Raw genomic sequence first — 21,638 nt, forward strand, 5'->3', positions numbered from 1 at the left:
TTCTCCTTATTTTACGTTTATTCTACGATAAACATCTATAAATTCTTGTGCGATAATTTTAAAACCTTCTGCACTCATCAATTGGTCTTCTGCATGTAAAATCAATAAATTGACTACATTACCTTCACCAGATGCTTCTTTTTGCAATAATTCATTGTGTTTATCATGACCTTCAATAAATACTTTTTCACCTTCAGCAATTAATTCTTCTGCTTTTTCATAATTGCCTTTTTTAGCTTCACTAATTGCTTCTATATAACAACTACGTGCTGTTCCCACAGAAGAAATAATCTCGAATGCTATTAATTCTAAACCTTCCATTACTTACTCTCCCTTAGTCTTTCATTAAACTTTTAGCAAATGCTAAAGCACCTTTACCATCCATACGACCATACATACGCATTTCAATAGCATCAACAGGTACACCTGGTAATTCTTTTGCAATTTTATCTTTAGAAAAACGAATTTGTGGACCAAGTAATACTACGTCAGCATCTGAAGCTTTTTCTACTGCCTCTGCTGCTGAATAAGCAGCTATTTCACAATCATAATTTTCAGCTTTTGCTGCTTCCTGCATTTTTTTTACTAACATACTTGTAGACATACCAGATGCACATAATAAAACAATTTTTTTCATAATAAATTACTCCTTTTACTTATAAAATTATATTTAAAATATTATTTATCAAAAATAAAAATCTACTTGTGTACGAATGAAATCTCGTTTATATTGCTGATCTTTTTCTCCATAAATGCCACTGTACATATCAGCAATTTCATACATTGTTTCCCATTCTATATTTTTGGCTGGTACATATTTAAAACCAAATACCCATCCTTTAGAGCCTGGTTTTAATAATCCCCATTCTTCATCACCCATGATATTTCCATGACGTCCATAATCAAACCAACGTGTATACAGTTGGAAAGAGCCTGGATCATTTAAGTTAGTCCAACGATAATTCAAACGAATAGATTTACTTGTATTTTCATCAATATCAAAAATATGTTGCGTTCCATCTGAAGCCCATTCAGCTACACGTTCTTTTTCAGCATTTGTAAGCACATAATCACCAATAAGTGTGATATTTTTCATCGGATTCCACATTGCACTCAATACCAATCCATGTGAACCAAAAGTATTTACTAACGGAGCATTTCCATTATATGGGTCATATCCTGGAGATTCATTTTTATCAATATCTAGTTGGGCATATGCTAAATTAATTTGTAAATTATCAGAAACAGGGCCTTGTACGCCTAATCCATACATAGCAAAATCATAACCTGCATCAGTTGGTTTTTGATAAAATGCTAATGCTTTTAAACCGTTATTATCTAAAGGATAATCAAGCACGATACCGTCTGTTTCATTACCCAATAATACATTTTGAAAACCTAAACCGCGCCATCTACGACCTACATCAACATGCAATTTATCAATATTACCTTCTGCCCAAATACGCTGGATTACACCATCAGAATCATCATGACCTTCATGATATTTTACATCACCAGCGGATGTTACATATCGGGCATAACGTTGATTTGTTTCGCTTTCAAAATTAAAATTCCAATCATCATTAACTTTAAATTTACCTTTTAAATCAAGATAAAAACGATTATTATCATTTTGGTCATTATAACCTTTGATATTGTCATTATCCCAAGATACTCTACCAAAACCACTAATTTTAAAACGTTCTGTGTCTTCTTTTAATTTGGAAATATCGGATGTATTTTTATCAATTTGTGATTGCATTTGCTTCAAATCTTCGCTAAATTCTTCTTTTAATTGATTTAATACAGCTTTATCTCCTATATCTCCTTTATCTGATTTCATAGCATTAGCCACTATACTTGCCATTTCATAACGTGTCATTGTTCGATTTCCCTGAAATGTTCCATCTTTATAACCTTCAATGACACCATGTTGAGCTAAATAATCAAGTGCTTCATAAGCCCAATGACCTTTAGGAACATCACTAAAACTATTTACATTTGCATTTATATTTTCATTATCAGTAACACTAACTTTATTTTCTGAAGAAACTTTATCTGCATCAGATGTTGATTGCGCAAAAGATGTACCTGTTAATCCTAAAAATATTCCCATAGAAATAGCTAACGCTTTATTTTTCTTTAATAGCATCAATACATTCGCCCCCAAAATTAATTCTCTCTAATATACAATCTCTCAAAAAATAATTTAATAATTATTCTTCTTTTTCACCTTGTTCTTCTTTTAATAATGCTTTATCTTGTGCTCGTACAAATGGAAAATATATTGCTGTAGAAATAGCTAAGTTTATTATCTGTACAACAGCACCTTGCCAACCATTAAGTAAAAATCCTGCAATTATTGGAGGTGTTGTCCATGGTACTTGAACGGCACTAAAAGGAGACATGAAGCCCATGCTGATTGAAAAATATGTTACAAATAATGCTATTAAAGGTACTAACACAAATGGAACGAGTAAATATGGATTAAATACAATTGGCAAACCAAAGATAAGAGGTTCATTTATATTAAATAAACCTGGTACAAATGCCATTTTTAATAAAGATTTCATTTGTTGAGACTTTACTGTAAATATACCTGATAATAAAAGTCCTAATGTCAAACCACAACCGCCACTTTTTACAAATACGTCATTGACTTGAGCAGTTATAATTTTAGCTTCTGGATTATTTATAAGAGACATACCCATATCTATAAGATGCTGATTATCTAAAGAATTTGCTATCAATAATGGACTTACTACACCACCGACAACATTTGGTCCATGAACACCAGCCCAAAACAAAATGCCCTGTAAAGCAACAATCACTGAGCCACCAGCCAATGTATCAGAAAGTCCTTGCAATGGTGTCTGAATAATTTTAAAGATTAATTCTGGTAATGTAATAGCTCCAAGATAATGACAAAGTCCATATAAAACAGAAGCTACTGTAAAAAATATCATACCTGGTACTAATGCGGTAAAAGCTCTTGCTACACCTTGTGGTACAGAATCTGGCATTTTTATACCAACATTATTTTTTTCACAATAACAGAAAACATATGATACAAAGAAAGCTATAATAATTGCTGTTATAACACCATTACTACCAACCCAAGCTTTTGGTATAATATCTCCTACTAATTGACCATTTTCAGTTACTAATGATGGTGGCATTAATATTAACAATGTTGATAAAGCTAATATAGATGCCATACTAGCATCGCAACCTTCATTGCCTACAAATTTGTATGTAATTGCGACTACAACAATTAAAGCTAATACATTAAATGTACCACCTGCTACAGCATTAAATGGTGCTGTCCAATCATTACCAAATATAGATGCCATAAATTCTCCATATCCAGGAATTGGTAAGTTTGCAATCAACAAAAATACTGAACCACAAATAGTAAATGGTGTAGTCATAATAAAACCATCACGTAATGCTACTACAGCACGTATTTGTGCAAACTTGCTCATAACTTCGATAAAACTATCAAAAAGTTTTTGTTTATCCATTTAGAATTCTCTCCTTTTCCTATACATAATTTTTCGAATTTTCCTTAAGGTGATTTTAATATATCATTAACAAAATACTGTTTCAATAGATATTGGCTAATACGAAACAATGATACAATATCATATAAAAAAACCTTTTTTCACTTGTAGCAATGATACGAATTGTTTGAAAATAATCAAAATAACAATAAAAAAACTGCTTATTTTAAATGTTATCTACATCAAAATAAGCAGTTTTTATTTTCATCTTAATAACGAAAATGTTTATTTAACCATTGTTCTTTTTGTTGAGATTCATGATAATCTAAACGCGTCATAAGCATGGTAAACATTATGTCTGTAACATATTTTGCACCTAAAAGAAAAACTCTAGGTCCTAATTCTTCCATTTGCTTCACACTTGCTACAGAAAAAACTACATCTGCTAAACTAGCTATTTCTGAATTAGGTGATGCTGTAATCAAAATAAAGGAAATTCCTCGTAGTTTTAATAAACGAGCAATATCTAATAACATACGATTATTCCCTGTACGACTTATGATAAATCCCAAGTGATCTTTTGAAGCACTAGTTGCCTGTAAATATTGCATAGTCATTGGAGAATGTACACTTGAGCATTTATTAGCCATGATAAAACCAGCTGAAGCAATTCTTGCTACATCTAAATTATTATCCATAGCATAAAAATCAATATGCTTAGATTTTATAAAAAGATTTAGAGCTTTTAAAAAATCTTCTGGATTAAGCATGTTCTTTGTTTCTTTTAGTGTATCAATTTCAATAGCTGTTACTTTATCAATTAATGAATGTATACTATCTTTAGTTGATACAACAAGTTCTTCACCTTTTGGATGATTGATATATTGCATCATTTCAGCTAAAAATTGAACTCTAAATTCTGTATATCCACTAAAACCTAATTTTTGACTAAAACGCACAATAGCAGCTGAATTTGTATACGTATTTTTACCCAATTGTCTAGTTGACATTCCTGCTAATTTACGAAAATTAGCTAATAAATACGTTGCAATCATTATTTCTGTTTCCGAAAAACCTTTTTGCTCTTGTAATGTTTTTATTAAATTCGCCACCTAAGCCCCTCCAATCCACTCATAAATCTTATCAAAATATAGCTTATATATTAATATTTTTTTAATTTACAGTCAATAAAATAATAAAAAAATCCTAGAGCATAAACTCTAGGATTTTTTATTTCACTAATTAAATTATCAATATAAAAGATGTGTTACTAAATAACCTACACAACAACCAACTGTAATACCAATAAAACCTGGAATGATAAAGCTATGATTGATTACAAATCTGCCAATTCTTGTTGTTCCAGAACGGTCAAAACCAATGCAAGCCAAATCTGATGGATATGTTGGCAAGAAGAAATAACCATAACAAGCAGAAATAAATGAAATAATAATAAGTGGATCTACACCTACACTTAATGCCATAGGCACTACAATAGCTAATGCTGCTGCTTGGGAATTTACTAATTTAGATATTAAGAATAAAACAATTGCATAAGTCCAAGGATATTCAAGGACAATCTGACCTAATGTTTCTTTAAACTCTGGTAAATAAGCACCAAAATAAGTTTCTGCCATCCAGGCTACACCATATACAGAAACGATAGCAACCATACCTGATTTAAAGACAGAGCCATTTGTTACATCATTAACTTTAACTTTACAAACAAGTAAAATAATTGCCGCGATAACTAACATACAAAGCTGAATTGTTGGTGTCATCGAAAGCGGTACCCATGCACCTTTTGCATTTGGCACGAGTGGTAATAATTCTTTAGGGAAGCTACCAAATAAAGCGATTACAACGATACCTAATAAAAAGATAAATGTAGCTTTATATGCACTAGAAGGTAATTTTACACCAGCATTATTTTGAGCTTGTTCCTCATAAATATATGCTCTTTGTTCTGGATCTCTTAATTTTGCTTGGAATTCTTCATCTTTTGCTAAATCTTTACCTCTTTTTAAACTCCATAAACCTGTTACTAAAACACCACAAAAAGTTGCTGGAATAGATACCATCAAAATCTGCACCACCCCTAATGGATGAGTAGTTCCTGCTAGCATTGCCACCATGGATACTACAGCTACAGAGGCAGGTGATGCACAAATCCCCATCTGAGAAGCAACAGAAGCTGCTGCCATTGGTCTTTCTGGTCTGATATTTTGCTTGATAGCAATATCATAAATAATTGGGAACATAGTATATACTACATGACCAGTACCACAAAGAACAGTTAAAAACCATGTAGTAATCGGTGCAAGTATCGTTATTTGTTTTGGATTTTTACGCAATAATTTTTCAGCATATTTTAGCATTACATCGAGTCCTTTTGAAGCTTGCAAAAATCCCGAACAAGTAACAACTGCCATGATTGTAAGCATTACATCAATAGGTGGTTTTCCTGGTACTAAGCCAACAACGAATACAAAAAAGGTCAAACCGATACCTGATACAGCGGCTAAGCCTAAACCACCAAAACGTACACCAACTACAAGACAGGCAATAAGAACTATAAATCCTAAAATTTCCATACAAAACTCCTTTCATTGTATACATCATACTACATACCTGTTCTGAAATAATAGATTATTTACATAATTTAATATGTTCAATATTATATCATAAAAATTTTTTATTGTATAATATTTTTTATATATAGGACGAAAAAATCGTCCTATATATAATTATTATAAATTTAAACTAATTTAAAACCTAATTCTTGTATCATTTTCATATCTGTATCAATAGAGATACCACTTGTTGTGAGCATATCACCAGAAATAACAGCATTCGCTCCTGACTGCAAACAAGCTTTACCTTTATCTATAAATAATCCTCTGCCACCAGCCAAACGAATAAATAAATCTGGTAAAATAAAACGATAAATAGCTACTATTCTTTGCATATCTTCATCAGTAAGTGGCTTATTATGCTCATATGGTGTTCCTGGTATAGGATTTAGACGATTTATAGGCACAGAATTCACATTTAAATCTCGTATTTCTAAAGCCATATCTATTCTATCTTCCATGGTTTCTCCTATTCCCATGATACCGCCACTACAAACACTCATACCTGCTCTTTGTGCTGCTTTTATAGCTTCTACCTTATCTTCAAAAGTATGCGTAGTACAAACTTTATCAAAATGATTTTTTGAGGTTTCTAAATTGTTATGAATTCTTTCTACGCCCACATCATTTAATTTCTTAAATTGAGCTTCATTTAATAAACCACCAGAAACACATAATTTTATTTTGCATTTTTTATGTACTTCGTCTAAAGAATTTGCCAATTTTTCTACTTCTTCATCACTTAATCTCTTGCCCGAAGTTACTACTGCATAACGTGCCACACCTTTGCTATAATTATACTGTGCTTCTTTTAAAATAGGCTCAGTATTTAATAATGGATAAGTTTCTATTTTTGTAGTATAATGAGCTGACTGTGCACAATATTTACAATCCTCGGAACATCTACCAGATTTTCCATTAATAATGGTGCAAATATCAAAATCATTACCACAGAAATGTTTCCTTATTTCATCAGCGGCTATAGATAATTCATCTAATGGAGCTTCTACTAAATCTAAAGCTTCTTGCTTATTAATTCTATAACCTTTTAGTATTTTTTCTTTTAAATCATTTACGTAATTCATTTGTTATCACCTTAACTTTTTTATATAAATATAATTAAACCATTATATTTATATAATGTCAACTTTCAAAAAGCACAGGTTAACAAATTATATAACAACCAAGAAAGGAATTTTATGAACTCAACAGATATTTTACAAATACATGGTACAAATCTTTATGAAATTACTTCTAATTTATTATCTAATTCTAAATTAGAAGAATTTATTCCTAATAAAAATAGCACAATTATCATTAAACCTGATATAAAATACATCGATAATACTCTATACTCTACTTCTCCAGTAATTTTAACTACAATAATCAAATACCTACAAGACCATAATTTTACTAATATCAATCTTGTATTCGGTTCTTTAATTGATGATGATTTAAAACAATTATTAATAACTTGTAAATACGATAAAATTATAGATAAATTAAATATCCCAGTATATGGTCTTGATGATAACGATTATATTACAAAAACCATTGGTGGTATTGAATATAAATTAATAGAAAAAGTCATCAATGCCGACTTTTTTATAAATTTAGTTACTTCCTCACCAAATGAAAAAACTATACTACACAATGCACTGCAAGCTATGCAAAATATCTTACATGCTAAAAATCGCTCTTTATTCACTACAGATAATTTTTATAAATCAATCTGTTTCTTAAATTATTTAATTAAATCTAATTTCACATTAGTAGAAATCGATAGTTTATCTGATATCCAAGCAGATAAACATATGTATGCTACTATAGATAATTTATTAGCTGATGCTTACTATGCTAAAAATCTAGGCTATAAAGCATTTGATATCGAATACATTGAACTAGCATCTAAATTAAATATAGGCTGTGCTGACATCAATAAAGCCAATATTATCAATTTAATAGATAATACTGTTACTTGTGACAATAATTCAAAATTAGCTTCTCATATCAATGCCTCTAGCCCTTGTGAGCAATGTTATCAAAATTTGCTGCAAGCACTATCCTTATTAGATAAAGATAATTTACTTGATAAATTACCTACAAAATTATTTATCGGTCAAGGTTGGCGAGAATTTAGCGAAAATGGCATTGGCATAGGTCGCTGCACTAGCAAATTTGAAAATTATGTTAGAGGTTGCCCACCAAGCCCTCAAAAATCTTATGAATTCCTAAAAGAATTCATTCTTAATAATCAAAATGAATAAAAATTAATAAAAGCTCTATAAGTTAAATATCATAAATAACTTATAGAGCTTTTTCTTTAGATTATATTAATACCATCTTGTTATTGGTAATTCATTATTAACACCATTTGTTATTAAAATTTGATGCACTTCAATAACGCCAGTATAAAAAGCTGCTGCACAACCTGCTAAATATAAATCCCACATACGAATAAATCTTTCATCAAACATTTCTCTAACTTCATCTAAATGTTCATGGAAATTTTTATCCCAGCAAAGCAATGTTTTATTATAATGTCTGCGTAAATTTTCAATATCTAAAATATGGAAATCTTCATCTGCCATTATATTAACCATTTCACGTAAACTTGGTAATTCTCCACCTGGGAAGATATATTTTTGCATCCAACCATTACCACTATCTTCATTTAATTGACTAATATAATGTAAGAGGAATAATCCGCCTTTTTTCAATACTGCTTTTACACTATCATTAAATAATTTATAATTTTCACGACCAACATGTTCTACCATGCCAACGCTTACTACACGGTCAAATTTTTTGCCAGTTTTTGGTAAATCGCGATAATCCATTAATTCTACAGTCAAATAATCTTCTAAATGTTGTTCTTTTATTCTTCTGCTAAATTCTGCATATTGTTCATGACTTAAAGTAATACCCATACCTTTAATTTTATATTTTTTAGCAGCTTCAATGAGTAAAAAGCCCCAGCCACAACCGACATCAAGAAGTGTCATACCTTCTTCTAAGTGCAATTTTTCTAAAATGTAATCAACTTTATTTACTTGTGCCTGATATAAACTATCATCTTCATTTTTAAAATATGCACAAGAATAACTCATAGTTTTATCGAGCCATAATTTATAAAAATCATTACCTATATCATAATGACTTTGTACTTCTTTAGCCTGTGTTTTTTTAGAAAGAGATGGATGAAGCAATTTATTAAGTAAATGTTCATCAGTAGAAAATTTGCCCATCTGTCCTAAAAAATGAACTAAAGCATTGTATAAATCTCCCTCAATTGTCAAATTTTCATCCATATAAGCTTCACCAAGAGCCATAGATGTGCTCTTCATAAGTTCAGATACAGGTATCGGTTTTTTTACATTAACGACAAAAGTCGGTTCACCTTCACCAATTAAATATTCGTCGTCTTGAAATTTAATAAGAAAAGGATTTTCGTCAAATCGTTTTAAAAATGATACCATAGCTTTTTCTTCTGCTATGCGTTCTGCTTTTTCTTTTAATTTATCGAACATATCACTGCCTCCAAGTATGTATCTTTATAAAAAATTATAAACTACTAAAATTAATTAGTAGTTTAATATTTTATAAATAATATTCTTTTGTAACTTGCCAATATACAATATATTCGACTAGTTAACTATATATATATTTATACTATACCTATCTATAATTATTGTCAATCAAATAAAATTTAATAAGTTCAACAAAAAATTTAATCTTATAAAATAAAAAAAATGCTTTTTAAAATCTAGATAATAAATCTGGACTTTAAAAAGCATTTTTAAATCTATATAAAAACTCTTTTATAAGAGTTGAATAACCTTGGTGACGCGTATGGGATTCGAACCCATGAAGCCGCCGTGAAAGGGCGGTGTCTTAACCACTTGACCAACGCGCCATATTAAATTTTCTTACAGACATAAAAAAAGCTGATATCATATCGGTATCAGTTCATTTTTAACATTAATGGTGCGGTTGATGGGACTTGAACCCATACGACCATTGATCACTACCCCCTCAAAGTAGCGCGTCTGCCAATTCCGCCACAACCGCATATACTCTTAATGGTGCGGCCGAGTGGATTTGAACCACCATGAGGTAACCCCCACTAGCGCCTGAAGCTAGCGCGTCTGCCATTTCGCCACGACCGCAAAGGGCAAAAATAACAAATGATGGTGATTGGTGCCGAGGACCGGAATCGAACCGGTACGGTTATCACTAACCGCGGGATTTTAAGTCCCGTGCGTCTGCCAGTTCCGCCACCCCGGCATTATTCACTTCTTTGTTCTCGTCGAGAACATTTAATATGTTACCATATCGTTTTGTTCTTGTCAAGAACTTTTTTAAAGTTTTTTCAAACTTTTTTATGGAGCGGGTGATGGGAATCGAACCCACGTAACTAGCTTGGAAGGCTAGGGCTCTACCATTGAGCTACACCCGCATTTCATGGAGCTGGCGAGAGGAATCGAACCCCCAACCTGCTGATTACAAGTCAGCTGCTCTGCCAATTGAGCTACACCAGCATGTTAATAAAAATGGTGCCTCAGAGCGGAATCGAACCACTGACACGGGGATTTTCAGTCCCCTGCTCTACCGACTGAGCTACCGAGGCAAATAAAAATGGCGACCCGAAGGGGACTTGAACCCCTGACCTCCGCCGTGACAGGGCGGCATTCTAACCAACTAAACTACCGGGCCATCTTAACCTTTATTGCTGTTTTTTCTCTGTGAGTTACTGTCTCACGAGCCAGCTTCTATAGTATATTATTTTAAAATCATTTTGTCAACACTTTTTTTGAAAAAATTTTAAAAAACTATAAAAAAGTTAATATATCCCTGTTTTCATACTAAAAACTACCTAATTATATAAGATATTTTATTGAATTAGCATAAATTTTTCATAAAATCATAGACAAATAAAATTTATTGTATCAAACTATTACATAATCAAAATTTTTCTTTTATAATACTTTAAAATAAGGATTTTATAAAAAAGTGAATACAATTCATTTTGGTAAATCATTTATTCTATGATATAATACATATGCACAATAATAACTATTTAATGATTATATCTCAAATTTCTAAAGTATTAATAAATATATATTTTTATAGGTGGTGTTATCTTGAATTTTTCGTATAAACTTGGTATTGATATCGGTTCTACTACTATAAAATTAGTTGTCTTAGATAAAGATAATCAAGTGGTTTATAAGAAATACATGCGTCATTTATCAGAAATCTATAAATCCATGCATGATAATATGATTTTATTATCCGATACATTAAAAAATCATAAATTTACTTGTGCAATAACTGGCTCTGCTGGTATGGGTATGGCGAATAATTTAAAATTGCCATTTGTCCAAGAAGTAATTGCTTGTTCTAAAGCTGTAAAAAATTGGATACCTCAAACTGATGTAGCTGTTGAATTAGGTGGCGAAGATGCAAAAATCACTTATTTTGGCTCCGCTCCAGAACAACGTATGAACGGTGTTTGTGCTGGTGGTACTGGTTCATTTATTGATCACATGGCTTCCCTTTTAAATACTGATGCTATGGGATTAAATGAATTAGCTCAAAAAGGCACACAAGTTTATACCATTGCTTCTCGTTGTGGTGTTTTTGCTAAAACTGATGTTCAAGCTTTATTAAATGATGGTGTTTCTAAGGCTGATATCGCACTTTCTATTTTTCAAGCTGTAGTTAATCAAACCATTGGTAATTTAGCACAAGGTCGTCCACTTGAAGGCAATATAGCATTTTTAGGTGGACCTTTATATTTCTTAACCCAATTAAAAGATCGCTTCATTAAAACTTTAAAATTAACTGATGAACATATCGTAAATGTTGATGATGGTTGTTATTTCGTTGCTATGGGTTGTGCACTAAGTGATAATGCAATTGAAATGACATATGATGAATTAATGCAACGCTTAAATACTTGCAAGAATTCTTCTACTGAAACTGAATCTGTAGCATTTACATTATTCAAAAATGAACAAGAATATGCTGAATTTAAACAACGTCATAATAAAGATGTTGTAAAAAAAGCTTCATTATCAGATTATCAAGGACCTTTGTACATAGGTATTGATGCTGGTTCTACTACTACAAAATTAGTTGCTATTGGTAAAAATCATGAAATACTTTATTCATCTTATGGTAGTAATCATGGTTCACCTTTAAAAACAGCCATAGATAAAGTAAAAGCTTTATATGAAGTTATTCCTCCTAATGCCTATATTGCTACAGTTGGTACTACTGGCTATGGTGAACATATTATAAAAGCCGCTCTTCATGCCGATTTTGGTGAAGTAGAAACATTTGCTCATTTACGTGCTGCTCGCGAATTTTGTCCTGATGTATCTTGCGTTTTAGATATCGGCGGTCAAGATATGAAATGCTTTTATGTAAATAAAGGTAATATCGGACAAATCATTTTAAATGAAGCTTGCTCTGCTGGTTGCGGTTCTTTCATTCAAAACTTCGCTCAAGGTTTAAATATGGAAGTCAGCGAATTTGCCAATAAAGGTTTAACTGCTAAAAATCCAGTAGATTTGGGTACTCGCTGTACTGTTTTCATGAATTCTCGTGTAAAACAAGCACAAAAAGAAGGAGCTTCTGTAAATGATATCTCTGCTGGTATAGCTCTTTCTGTCATCAAAAACGCTTTATTTAAAGTAATTCAAGTAAAAGATGTATCTGAGCTTGGCGATAATATCGTAGTTCAAGGTGGTACTTTCTATAATGATGCTGTACTTCGTTCTATGGAATTATTATTAAATAAAAATGTAATTCGTCCAGATATCTCCGGATTAATGGGTGCTTACGGTATTGCACTCTTAGCTATAGAACGCCAACAAGAAAAATCTTCTATTTTGACTAAAGAGGATTTAAAAGATTTCCATATGGAAACAAAAACTTACCGCTGCCATGGCTGTGGTAATAATTGCTTAATCACAACACAAATTTTCCCTGATGGCAATCGCTATTCTACAGGCAATCGCTGTGAAAAAGGCATTGGTAAACAAATAGCTAAAGAAGACAAAGCTCCTAATATTTATAGATATAAATATCATCGTTTATTTGAATACTATAAACCATTGACTAATGCCCCTAAAGGACGCATAGGTATTCCTCGCGTACTCAATATGTATGAAGATTTCCCATTCTGGTTTACCTTCTTCACTTTATTAGGTTATGAAGTAGTCTTATCTGGCAAATCTTCCGCTCAATTATATTGTAAAGGTATGTCCACTATACCTTCCGACTCTTTATGTTATCCAGGAAAATTAGTACACGGTCATATAATGGATTTAATCGAAAAAGGTATCACTACTATCTTTTATCCATGTATACCTTACAATATGAAAGATCCACTTCATGCTTCTGATAATAATTACAACTGTCCTATCGTAGCATCTTATGCTGAAAATATCCGTGCTAATATGGATATTCTCCGCCAGAAAAATATAAACTTCCTTCAACCATTCTTACCAATAAATAATAAAAAAGCTTTGATTAAACGTTTACAAGAAGAATTATCTTCTTTAAATATTCCTAAAAAAGACTTAATCGAAGCTGTAGAAAAAAGTTATCAAGAATTAGATAAATATAAAGAAGACATTCGCAACTATGGTGAAAACATCATTAAAGAAGCTACTAACAAAAAAATGCCAATTGTCGTTTTAGCTGGTAGACCATACCATGTTGATCCTGAAATCAATCATGGTATTCCTGAAATGATACAATCTTACGGCATAGCTATTTTATCCGAAGATGCTCTTTATCACTTAGATTGCCCAGAAGATAGCTTAGATATCGTAAACCAATGGAGCTATCATGCTAGATTGTATCATGCTGCTAGTTATGTAGCTCGCCACAAAGAAATGACTTTAATTCAATTCAGTTCCTTCGGTTGTGGTCTTGATGCTATCACTACTGGTCAAGTACGTGAAATCTTAGAACAACATGGCGATATCTACACCATGATAAAATTAGATGAAGTAAGTAACCTTGGTGCAGCTCGTATACGTATTCGTTCTCTCATGGCTGCATGGAAATATGGCTTTGCCCAAATTGACGAAATTGAACCTCCAAAACAACGTGCTTATTTCAGCAAAGAATGTCAAGAAGAACATACTATCTTGGCACCGCAAATGTCTCCTAAACATTTTGATTTCATTCAACATGCTTGTAAAAAATCTGGCATGAAAATCGTCATTCCGCCAATGCCTACACAAGAAGATATTGATTTAGGTCTACGCTATGTCAATAATGATATGTGTTATCCTGCAATCGTAGTCATCGGTCAATTATTAAAAGCATTAAAATCAGGCGAATATGATGTAAATAATACTTCTATCATGCTTTTCCAAACTTGCGGGGCTTGTCGTGCTACAAATTATCTAAATTTAATGCGTAAGGCTTTACAAAATGCAGGTTTAAGTCAAGTTCCTGTATTTGCTTGCGTTGGTCGTGAAACTGACGACTTTAAAATAAAAACAGAAATTTGGATTGATGTCATCAAAGCTACAGTTTATGCCGATTTATTAATTCGCTTATCTAATAGAACAAGACCTTATGAAAAAGTAGCTGGTTCTGTTGATGTTCTTTATAATAAATGGCGTAAAATCTTTATGGATGAAATCACTAATGGCAACTATCTCAAATTCAGCAATAATATCAAAAAAGCTGTAAAAGAATTTGATGAACTTGCTTTAGATGAAAGTATCTCAAAACCAAAAGTAGGTATCGTCGGTGAAATTCTTGTTAAATATCACCCAACTGCCAATAATCATGTAGAAAAAGTTCTCTTTGATGAAGGTGCTGAAGTTGTAACACCAGATTTAATGGACTTCTTCATGTACATGGCTTATGATGATATTATTAGATATAAAATGCTTGATGGTAAATGGATAGATAAAGCTAAATCCGAAATCTTCATCAAAGTACTTGAATTTTTCCGCAAACCTATGCGTAAAGCACTTCGTGCTAGCAAGCGTTTCACCGCTCCATATACAATTAAAGAAATAGCTAACTTAACTAAACCGCATGTTTCTTTAGGTAATATGGCTGGTGAAGGTTGGTTCCTAACTGGTGAAATGGCAAAATTAATCCAAGAAGGTGTAGATAATATCATTTGTTTACAACCATTTGGTTGCTTGCCAAACCATATCACAGGAAAAGGTATGATACGTGAACTCATGCGTACTCACGATGGTGTAAATATCGTAGCTATTGACTGTGATGCTGGTATCAGTGAAGTAAACCAATTAAATCGTATAAAATTAATGCTTTCTGTAGCTAAAGAAAAAATCGCTGAGCAAGACCATAAAGCTCTATAAAAACATTTGATAAAGTAATAAAAAATAAGAACTGTATTTTCAAAGATACAGTTCTTATTTTTTTGCATTGACTTGAAGTAAACTCCAAGTTTTATAATTAAAATATAAATAATTTGTAATGGAGGTCTTCATTATGTCTAAACATTATATTGCCCCATTAAGCGATAATATTGAGCGTACTTCTGTATTTTATAAAAATCGCTATGGTTTTACTCTAGCTGGAGATTTATATCATCTAAAAAATTTAAATAAAAACAAACAATATCCAGCTTTAATTGTAGGTGCTCCCTATGGTGGTGTTAAAGAACAAGGACCTTGTATTTATGCTAATGAACTTGCAAAACGCGGATTTATCATTTTAACATTTGATCCTTGCTTTATGGGTGAATCCGAAGGATATCCTCGCCATGTTTCTTCTCCGGATATTTTTACAGAAAATTTCAGTGCAGGTGTTGATTATTTAGGGCTTTTACCATTTGTAAACCGTGAACAAATTGGAGCTATCGGTATTTGTGGTTCTGGTGGTTTCGCTTTATCTGCAACACAGATGGACACACGTATAAAAGCTGTGGCTACAGCTTCAATGTATGATATGACTGTAGCTTCTCGCTTAGGCATGGATAAAGAAACTATTCAAGCTACTAAAGAAAAATTATCTAAACAAAGATGGATTGATGCTCAAAATGGCTATCCTGAATACATTCCATATTTTCCAGATAAACCACTTGAAAAAGTTCCTGAAGATTTAACAGAGCCAACAGCTGAATGGTTCCGTTTTTACGCTTTAAAAAGAGGACATCATATCAATGCTTTAGGCGGATTTACTACAACTAGTGATCTTGCTTTTATGAATTACCATCTACTTGATTATCTTGATGAAATTTCTCCTCGTCCAATATTATTCATCGTTGGCGATAGAGCTCATTCTAAATTTTTCAGTGAAGAAGCCTTTAATAAAGCCTCTGAACCTAAAGAATTATATGTTGTAGATGATGCTGAACATATTGATTTATATGACAAAGTCGATAAAATACCATTTGATAAATTAGAATTATTCTTCAAAAATAGTTTTAAATAAATATTTCTTAACCCTGTAGAGCATTTTAAGCATTTCTTAAAAATATACAGTCCAATTATTGTTATAAATTATCTTATTTTGTGCAAAAAACAGCTTAAACATATTTGTCTAAGCTGTTTTTTTTACTATTTTTATTATTTCAAAAAGCTAATTATTATAGTAGCACTAACGATTAAAATTAAACCTATTCCCGTTTTTAAATTCAATTTTTCTTTAAATATTAACCATGAAAATAATATTGTTATCACTATACTCAATTTATCTATAGGAACAACAATACTTACTACACCATATTTTAAAGCATAATAATAACAAATCCATGACAATGTTGTTGTTATACCTGACAAAATAATAAAGCACATTTCTTTATGCGATATTGCTTTTATCAATGGCATTTTTCCTTGATAAATTACAATTAGCCATGATATCAAAAAAATAACTATTGTACGAATAGCTGTAGCTAAATTTGTACTTATATCAGCTACACCAAATTTAGCTAAAATAGATGTCAATGCAGAAAAAACAGCAGATAAGACAGCATATATTATATATTTTTGTGATAGTGCCTTTTCTTTACTATTTTTTAAATCAACCATTAATAACGTACCTATAAAAATTATAATTATACATATTATCTTAGCTTCAAAATATATGTATTCATGAAAGATAATTATTGCTAATAAAACACTAAGAACAACACTTGATTTATCAATAGGTACTACTTTATTTATATCTCCCATAGATAGAGCTTTAAAATAACAAAGCCATGCTATACCTGTAGCTATTCCTGATAAAATCAGAAAAAATAATGCTGATTTATTTATATTATTGAAAGAATGTATGTCCTCTACAAAATAGACAATCAACCATGCAAAAATCAAAATTGCCATTGTTCGCAAAGCATTTGCTATATCTGAATCTGTATGTTTAATACCACACTTTACTAAAATAGCCGTAACACCTGCAAAAAATGCTGATAAGATAGCCATAAACAACCACATTTTATCACCCTATTTTAATTTAAACTTCATATATGAAAAATTTCTGACTATCCTCTTATTATAAAATAAAAAAGGAACTTAAAACTAAGTTCCTTTTCTTCTATCGTTATTTATTTAAATCGCCATAAAAATATGCTGCTGTAGCTCCGCCATCGACTAAGAAATCCGCTCCTGTAATAAAACTACCCTTTTCACTCATCAATAATTCTGCTACATTTGCCACTTCATCTGCTGTACCTGGTCGTCCTGCTGGTGCTTTGGCAAACATATTTTTATAAAAAGCACCTCTTTTACCATTAAATTCATCTATAGCAAGTGGAGTAACTATAATTCCTGGAGAAATTGAATTTATACGAGCTTTTTTCTTACCCCATTTTACAGCTTCTGCCATAACTCTTTTTACATTACAACGTTTTGCTAATTGATAAGCATGTAAATTATCTTTTATATTTTCTGCTTGTAAAACAGACAAAGATAATAAATCTTCACAATTAGTAGTTGCTAATTGTTCATCAATTTCACTACCTAAAGCTTCCATGCGATGACCTGATTGACTAGAAATCGTTACGCCTGTGCCATATGGTTTGATTACTTTTCCGACTTCTTCTAATAAAACAGCTGTTCCATATAAATCTACTTTTAAAATAGTTTCTATAGAAGCTTGACTAGGTGATACACCAGCTGCATTTATAAGCATTCCTATCTGACCATATTTTTGAGCTTCCTGTATATAATTCTTAATAGATTTCCTATCTGCTAAATCTACTTCTAAATAATTTACATCAAAACCAGCATTATACATAATATCTGCTATTTTTTTAGCATTCTCTAAATTTTTATCACCAATTATTATCTTTTTATCAAAGCCAATACGTCTAGCGATAGCCATACCTATTTGACCTGCGCCTACTAATAATAAAACATCTTTCATCAAAAAATCTTCTTTCCTTATTTATCACAAACTTTTTTTATACAAGCTAGAGCATTTAAACTTCTAGGATAACCAATATACGGCAAACATTGAGTTAAAACTTTTAATAAAAATTCTTTATCATTGCCAACATTTAAATTACCTTGAATATGTGCTGTCAATTGATTTTCACAACCGCCTTGTGCCAAGATAAAACAAAAAGTTATCATCTCTCTTTGCTTTAAATCTAAACATTTGCGAGTGTAATAATCACCGAAACAATTTTCTGCAAGCCAACGATTTATATGTCTAGTTTCACTATCTCCGGATTTCCAAAAATCTTTCATATTTTCGCCAAAGATATCAACTTGAGCTTGTATACCTTTTTCTAATCTAGTCTGTCTTGTAGTTGTTGATTGTGCTTCAAGTGGTAAATTGATATTTAAAGATTTAAAACAATCATTTGCAATCTCTAAAAAATCAGCTACTCTGCCTATTCCTAGATAAGCTACAGCTTGATAAATTATTTCTTTTATTTCTACAGGTGTAACATTCATCTTCAAACTATCTGGCAATATACTTTCAAAAGCTTTTCTGCCCTGACAACCAATCAATGTAGCAAGTATAGCCATCATGCGAGTTTTATCATCTAAATCATTTTGATTAATGACATCATCAAAAGCAAAATCAGCAAAAAACTTTGCAAAATCTGGGTCTGTTTCACTAAATAATATAGCTTTATCATTTAATAATTTATCCTGATATTTTTCTCCGTTATCCATAAAAATCACTCTTTTCTTATGTATTTTTTTATTATTATAGAACTTTAAGTAAACTCCAAGTCAAATGATTATCTGAAAAATTTTTTAATTAAACTTGTTTTTTCTTGATTAATATCTTATAATAATAATCGACATATGTCGGAAATAAATTTTAGTGAGATGATTTTATGGCAAGACCTAGTCGCTGTCGCAAAATTTGTTTTGAACCCACTTATGATAGTTTTATTCCTGAAGGTATCTCTAATGGTGAAAAAATTATTTTGACCTTAGATGAATATGAAGTAATTCGCCTAATAGATTTAAATAAACTCACCCATGAACAAGCTTCTAAACAAATGAATATTTCTCGCACTACAGTCAGTGAAATATATGAAATGGCTCGCTATAAAATAGCCAACAGCCTTGTACATGGTCGTCCACTATTGATTTCTGGTGGCAATTATCAACTTTGCCAAGGAGAACAAAACTGTTTACAAAATTGCCCTAAACGAAAAATTCACAAACAACAAATTATAACTAAAAAAGGAGTAAATACAATGAGAATAGCTGTTACATACGATAATGGAAATATCTTCCAACATTTTGGTCATACATCACAATTTAAAGTTTATGATATTGAAAATAATCGAATCGTAAATGAACAAATCATTGATACACAAGGTCAAGGACATGGTGCTTTAGCTACATTTTTAAATAATGCTCAAGCAGATATCTTAATCTGTGGTGGTATCGGCGGTGGAGCTCAAAATGCTTTAGCTCAAGCTGGTATTAAATTATTCGGTGGCGTTATGGGAAATGCTGATGATGCTGTAAAAGCATATCTTAATGGCACCTTAAACTATAATGCTAATGTACAATGCAATCATCATGGTCACGGTCATTCTTGCGGTGGTCATGGACATGCTTGCCATGAAGATAAACATGGTTGTTCTGGTAACTAATCAAATTATTCGCTAACAAAAAAGCAGTAGATATAAATCTACTGCTTTTTTTATATATCACTTATATTATATTTTTCATCAATTAATATATATTTATAATTATATTGTTTACATATCTCTAAATTACGTTTATTTTCCTTTATCAACAATTCTTTTGTACAATAACTATCATCTAAACGCTTTTCAATGATATTCGCTTTTTGTTTTATCGTACTAAAATTATTTTTTATATATTCTTCACTCATAATTAAACAACAATATTTTATTTCTTCTAAATATCTTTGTTTAAAATACCTAATCCAATCTGCTGGAATATAACAGCCTTCAACAATTAAATTTTGTTTATTTTCAATAACAGTTTTTATCATTTCCACAACAATTGACCATAAATATTTAGTCAGTTGCTCATCATCTTCCACTGTTAAATTAGTTTGCCCACTTCTAATTAAGCCCATCTTTAAATGATCTATACTTAAATAAGGATATTTATATTTTTCTAATAATTTCTGTGCTAACAAAGTCTTCCCTGTATGACTAGCACCTGCAATTAAAATGATCATTTATACCTCTACATCTTTATTATTCATAGCTTAAACAAAATATTATCAATAATATACTTTTTGCAAATACAATCCATTTGCTGGTGCCATCTTCCCTGCTAAAGCTCTATTTTTAGCCTCTATTATTTTTGGCACTTCATGTTTATCTACTCTACCAAGCCCAATATTTATCATCAGACCCATGATATTTCTGACCATATGATATAAAAATCCACTGCCCCAAAATTTAAAAGTATATACATTCTTTTCTTTTGTACAACTAGCTTCATAAATTTCGCGAATAGGGCTTGTATCATTTCCGCCAGCAGAACGAAATGAAGAAAAATCATGCTCTCCTTCAATATATTTTAAAGCCTCTTGCATATCTTCTAAATTTAATTTTTTATTTACATGCCAATAAAATCTACTCATAAATGGGTCTGCCAATTCATTTTCAAAAACCTTATAAATATAAATCTTAGATTTTACACTATGTAGTGCACTAAAATCACGGTCAGCTTCTTCTGCTTTTAATAAAACTATATCATCTGGCAACAAGCGATTTCCTGCTCGCACTACATTTTGAATAGGAATAGTTCCATCAGTAAAAAAATTCACCACTTGACCTATAGCATGAACACCAGCATCAGTTCTACCTGCTGCCGCTAACTCAATACTATCGCCAAATAATTTAAATAATGCACCCTCTAATACATTTTGCACAGCTACAACTTTAGTCTGTCTTTGAAAACCATGATAATTTGTCCCATCATAACTAAGCGTAAGTTTTATATTACGTCTTCTAGCTTTCATCATTTCCTTATGTTCAGATTTCATTTTCTATCCTCGTTTAATTTTTTATTTTATCGCTTCAAAAAAGAAC

Annotated in this window: 17 protein-coding genes and 8 tRNA genes; 4 read left to right on the plus strand and 21 right to left on the minus strand. The window is 31.3% G+C overall.

All coding sequences use genetic code 11. The features are described 5' to 3' along the window. Positions 1-6: 6 nt before the first annotated feature. From Q5I67_RS01585 to bioB, 7 genes are all read right to left on the minus strand, one after another. Entirely contained in the window at positions 7-321 is a 315-nt protein-coding gene (locus Q5I67_RS01585) for a PTS lactose/cellobiose transporter subunit IIA (protein WP_204921686.1), read from the minus strand. A 13-nt stretch (positions 322-334) separates the two neighbouring features. After that, positions 335-637, minus strand: coding sequence for a PTS sugar transporter subunit IIB (locus Q5I67_RS01590; RefSeq protein ID WP_008538815.1), 303 nt, complete (start codon positions 635-637; stop codon positions 335-337). A 48-nt stretch (positions 638-685) separates the two neighbouring features. Continuing rightward, positions 686-2,152, minus strand: a complete 1,467-nt coding sequence (locus Q5I67_RS01595) for an S-layer homology domain-containing protein (RefSeq protein WP_302486164.1) — start codon at positions 2,150-2,152, stop codon at positions 686-688. A gap of 64 nt (positions 2,153-2,216) precedes the next feature. After that, entirely contained in the window at positions 2,217-3,524 is a 1,308-nt protein-coding gene (locus tag Q5I67_RS01600) for a PTS sugar transporter subunit IIC (RefSeq protein WP_115150998.1), read from the minus strand. Between the two features lie 248 nt (positions 3,525-3,772). Further along, positions 3,773-4,615, minus strand: a complete 843-nt coding sequence (locus Q5I67_RS01605) for a MurR/RpiR family transcriptional regulator (RefSeq protein WP_302486165.1) — start codon at positions 4,613-4,615, stop codon at positions 3,773-3,775. Between the two features lie 138 nt (positions 4,616-4,753). Continuing rightward, positions 4,754-6,097, minus strand: a complete 1,344-nt coding sequence (locus Q5I67_RS01610) for an anaerobic C4-dicarboxylate transporter (RefSeq protein ID WP_302486166.1) — start codon at positions 6,095-6,097, stop codon at positions 4,754-4,756. 164 nt (positions 6,098-6,261) lie between these two features. Continuing rightward, a complete protein-coding gene (gene bioB, locus Q5I67_RS01615) occupies positions 6,262-7,221 on the minus strand; it encodes a biotin synthase BioB (RefSeq protein WP_302486167.1) in 960 nt (319 codons plus the stop codon). Between the two features lie 114 nt (positions 7,222-7,335). On the opposite strand from bioB, the gene Q5I67_RS01620 reads away from it, so the two are divergent. Beyond that, positions 7,336-8,403, plus strand: coding sequence for a DUF362 domain-containing protein (locus Q5I67_RS01620; protein ID WP_302486168.1), 1,068 nt, complete (start codon positions 7,336-7,338; stop codon positions 8,401-8,403). 66 nt (positions 8,404-8,469) lie between these two features. On the opposite strand, the gene Q5I67_RS01625 is transcribed toward Q5I67_RS01620, so the two are convergent. From Q5I67_RS01625 to Q5I67_RS01665, 9 genes are all read right to left on the minus strand, one after another. After that, entirely contained in the window at positions 8,470-9,666 is a 1,197-nt protein-coding gene (locus tag Q5I67_RS01625) for a cyclopropane-fatty-acyl-phospholipid synthase family protein (protein ID WP_302486169.1), read from the minus strand. A gap of 311 nt (positions 9,667-9,977) precedes the next feature. Next, positions 9,978-10,052 (minus strand) — tRNA-Glu (locus Q5I67_RS01630). Positions 10,053-10,121: 69 nt separating this feature from the next. Continuing rightward, positions 10,122-10,207: transfer RNA gene (locus Q5I67_RS01635), tRNA-Leu, on the minus strand. Positions 10,208-10,219: 12 nt separating this feature from the next. After that, positions 10,220-10,305 (minus strand) — tRNA-Leu (locus tag Q5I67_RS01640). A 29-nt stretch (positions 10,306-10,334) separates the two neighbouring features. After that, positions 10,335-10,423: transfer RNA gene (locus Q5I67_RS01645), tRNA-Leu, on the minus strand. 98 nt (positions 10,424-10,521) lie between these two features. Continuing rightward, positions 10,522-10,595 (minus strand) — tRNA-Gly (locus Q5I67_RS01650). Positions 10,596-10,601: 6 nt separating this feature from the next. Continuing rightward, a tRNA-Thr gene (locus Q5I67_RS01655) sits at positions 10,602-10,677 on the minus strand. 13 nt (positions 10,678-10,690) lie between these two features. Further along, a tRNA-Phe gene (locus Q5I67_RS01660) sits at positions 10,691-10,766 on the minus strand. 9 nt (positions 10,767-10,775) lie between these two features. After that, positions 10,776-10,852 (minus strand) — tRNA-Asp (locus tag Q5I67_RS01665). A gap of 428 nt (positions 10,853-11,280) precedes the next feature. Between Q5I67_RS01665 and Q5I67_RS01670 the strand changes: the two genes are divergently transcribed. Together Q5I67_RS01670 and Q5I67_RS01675 are read left to right on the plus strand one after the other, a co-directional pair. Continuing rightward, positions 11,281-15,504, plus strand: coding sequence for a 2-hydroxyacyl-CoA dehydratase (locus Q5I67_RS01670; RefSeq protein ID WP_302486170.1), 4,224 nt, complete (start codon positions 11,281-11,283; stop codon positions 15,502-15,504). A gap of 133 nt (positions 15,505-15,637) precedes the next feature. Continuing rightward, on the plus strand, positions 15,638-16,582 hold the full coding sequence (locus Q5I67_RS01675; RefSeq protein ID WP_302486171.1) for an alpha/beta hydrolase: 945 nt from the start codon (positions 15,638-15,640) through the stop codon (positions 16,580-16,582). Between the two features lie 134 nt (positions 16,583-16,716). On the opposite strand, the gene Q5I67_RS01680 is transcribed toward Q5I67_RS01675, so the two are convergent. The 3 genes from Q5I67_RS01680 to Q5I67_RS01690 all read right to left on the minus strand — a co-directional run bounded on the left by Q5I67_RS01680 (position 16,717) and on the right by Q5I67_RS01690 (position 19,275). Further along, positions 16,717-17,583 carry an EamA family transporter gene (locus tag Q5I67_RS01680; RefSeq protein ID WP_296922937.1) on the minus strand — a complete coding sequence of 289 codons (867 nt, stop codon included), beginning with the start codon at positions 17,581-17,583 and terminating at the stop codon, positions 16,717-16,719. A 106-nt stretch (positions 17,584-17,689) separates the two neighbouring features. After that, complete coding sequence (locus Q5I67_RS01685; RefSeq protein ID WP_302486172.1) at positions 17,690-18,514, minus strand: SDR family oxidoreductase; 825 nt, start codon at positions 18,512-18,514, stop codon at positions 17,690-17,692. Between the two features lie 17 nt (positions 18,515-18,531). Continuing rightward, on the minus strand, positions 18,532-19,275 hold the full coding sequence (locus Q5I67_RS01690; RefSeq protein ID WP_302486173.1) for a carboxymuconolactone decarboxylase family protein: 744 nt from the start codon (positions 19,273-19,275) through the stop codon (positions 18,532-18,534). A 167-nt stretch (positions 19,276-19,442) separates the two neighbouring features. On the opposite strand from Q5I67_RS01690, the gene Q5I67_RS01695 reads away from it, so the two are divergent. Beyond that, positions 19,443-20,216 (plus strand): DUF134 domain-containing protein, encoded by a 774-nt coding sequence (locus Q5I67_RS01695; RefSeq protein WP_302486174.1) that lies wholly within the window; start codon positions 19,443-19,445, stop codon positions 20,214-20,216. Between the two features lie 50 nt (positions 20,217-20,266). Here the strand turns inward: Q5I67_RS01695 and Q5I67_RS01700 are convergent, their stop codons facing one another. Together Q5I67_RS01700 and truA are read right to left on the minus strand one after the other, a co-directional pair. Next, positions 20,267-20,776: an adenylate kinase gene (locus Q5I67_RS01700; RefSeq protein ID WP_302486175.1), complete on the minus strand. Its 510-nt coding sequence runs from the start codon at positions 20,774-20,776 to the stop codon at positions 20,267-20,269. Positions 20,777-20,821: 45 nt separating this feature from the next. After that, on the minus strand, positions 20,822-21,592 hold the full coding sequence (gene truA, locus Q5I67_RS01705; protein WP_117463779.1) for a tRNA pseudouridine(38-40) synthase TruA: 771 nt from the start codon (positions 21,590-21,592) through the stop codon (positions 20,822-20,824). Positions 21,593-21,638 lie beyond the last annotated feature (46 nt).

Source organism: uncultured Megamonas sp. (assembly GCF_958438645.1).
Classification (GTDB): domain Bacteria; phylum Bacillota; class Negativicutes; order Selenomonadales; family Selenomonadaceae; genus Megamonas.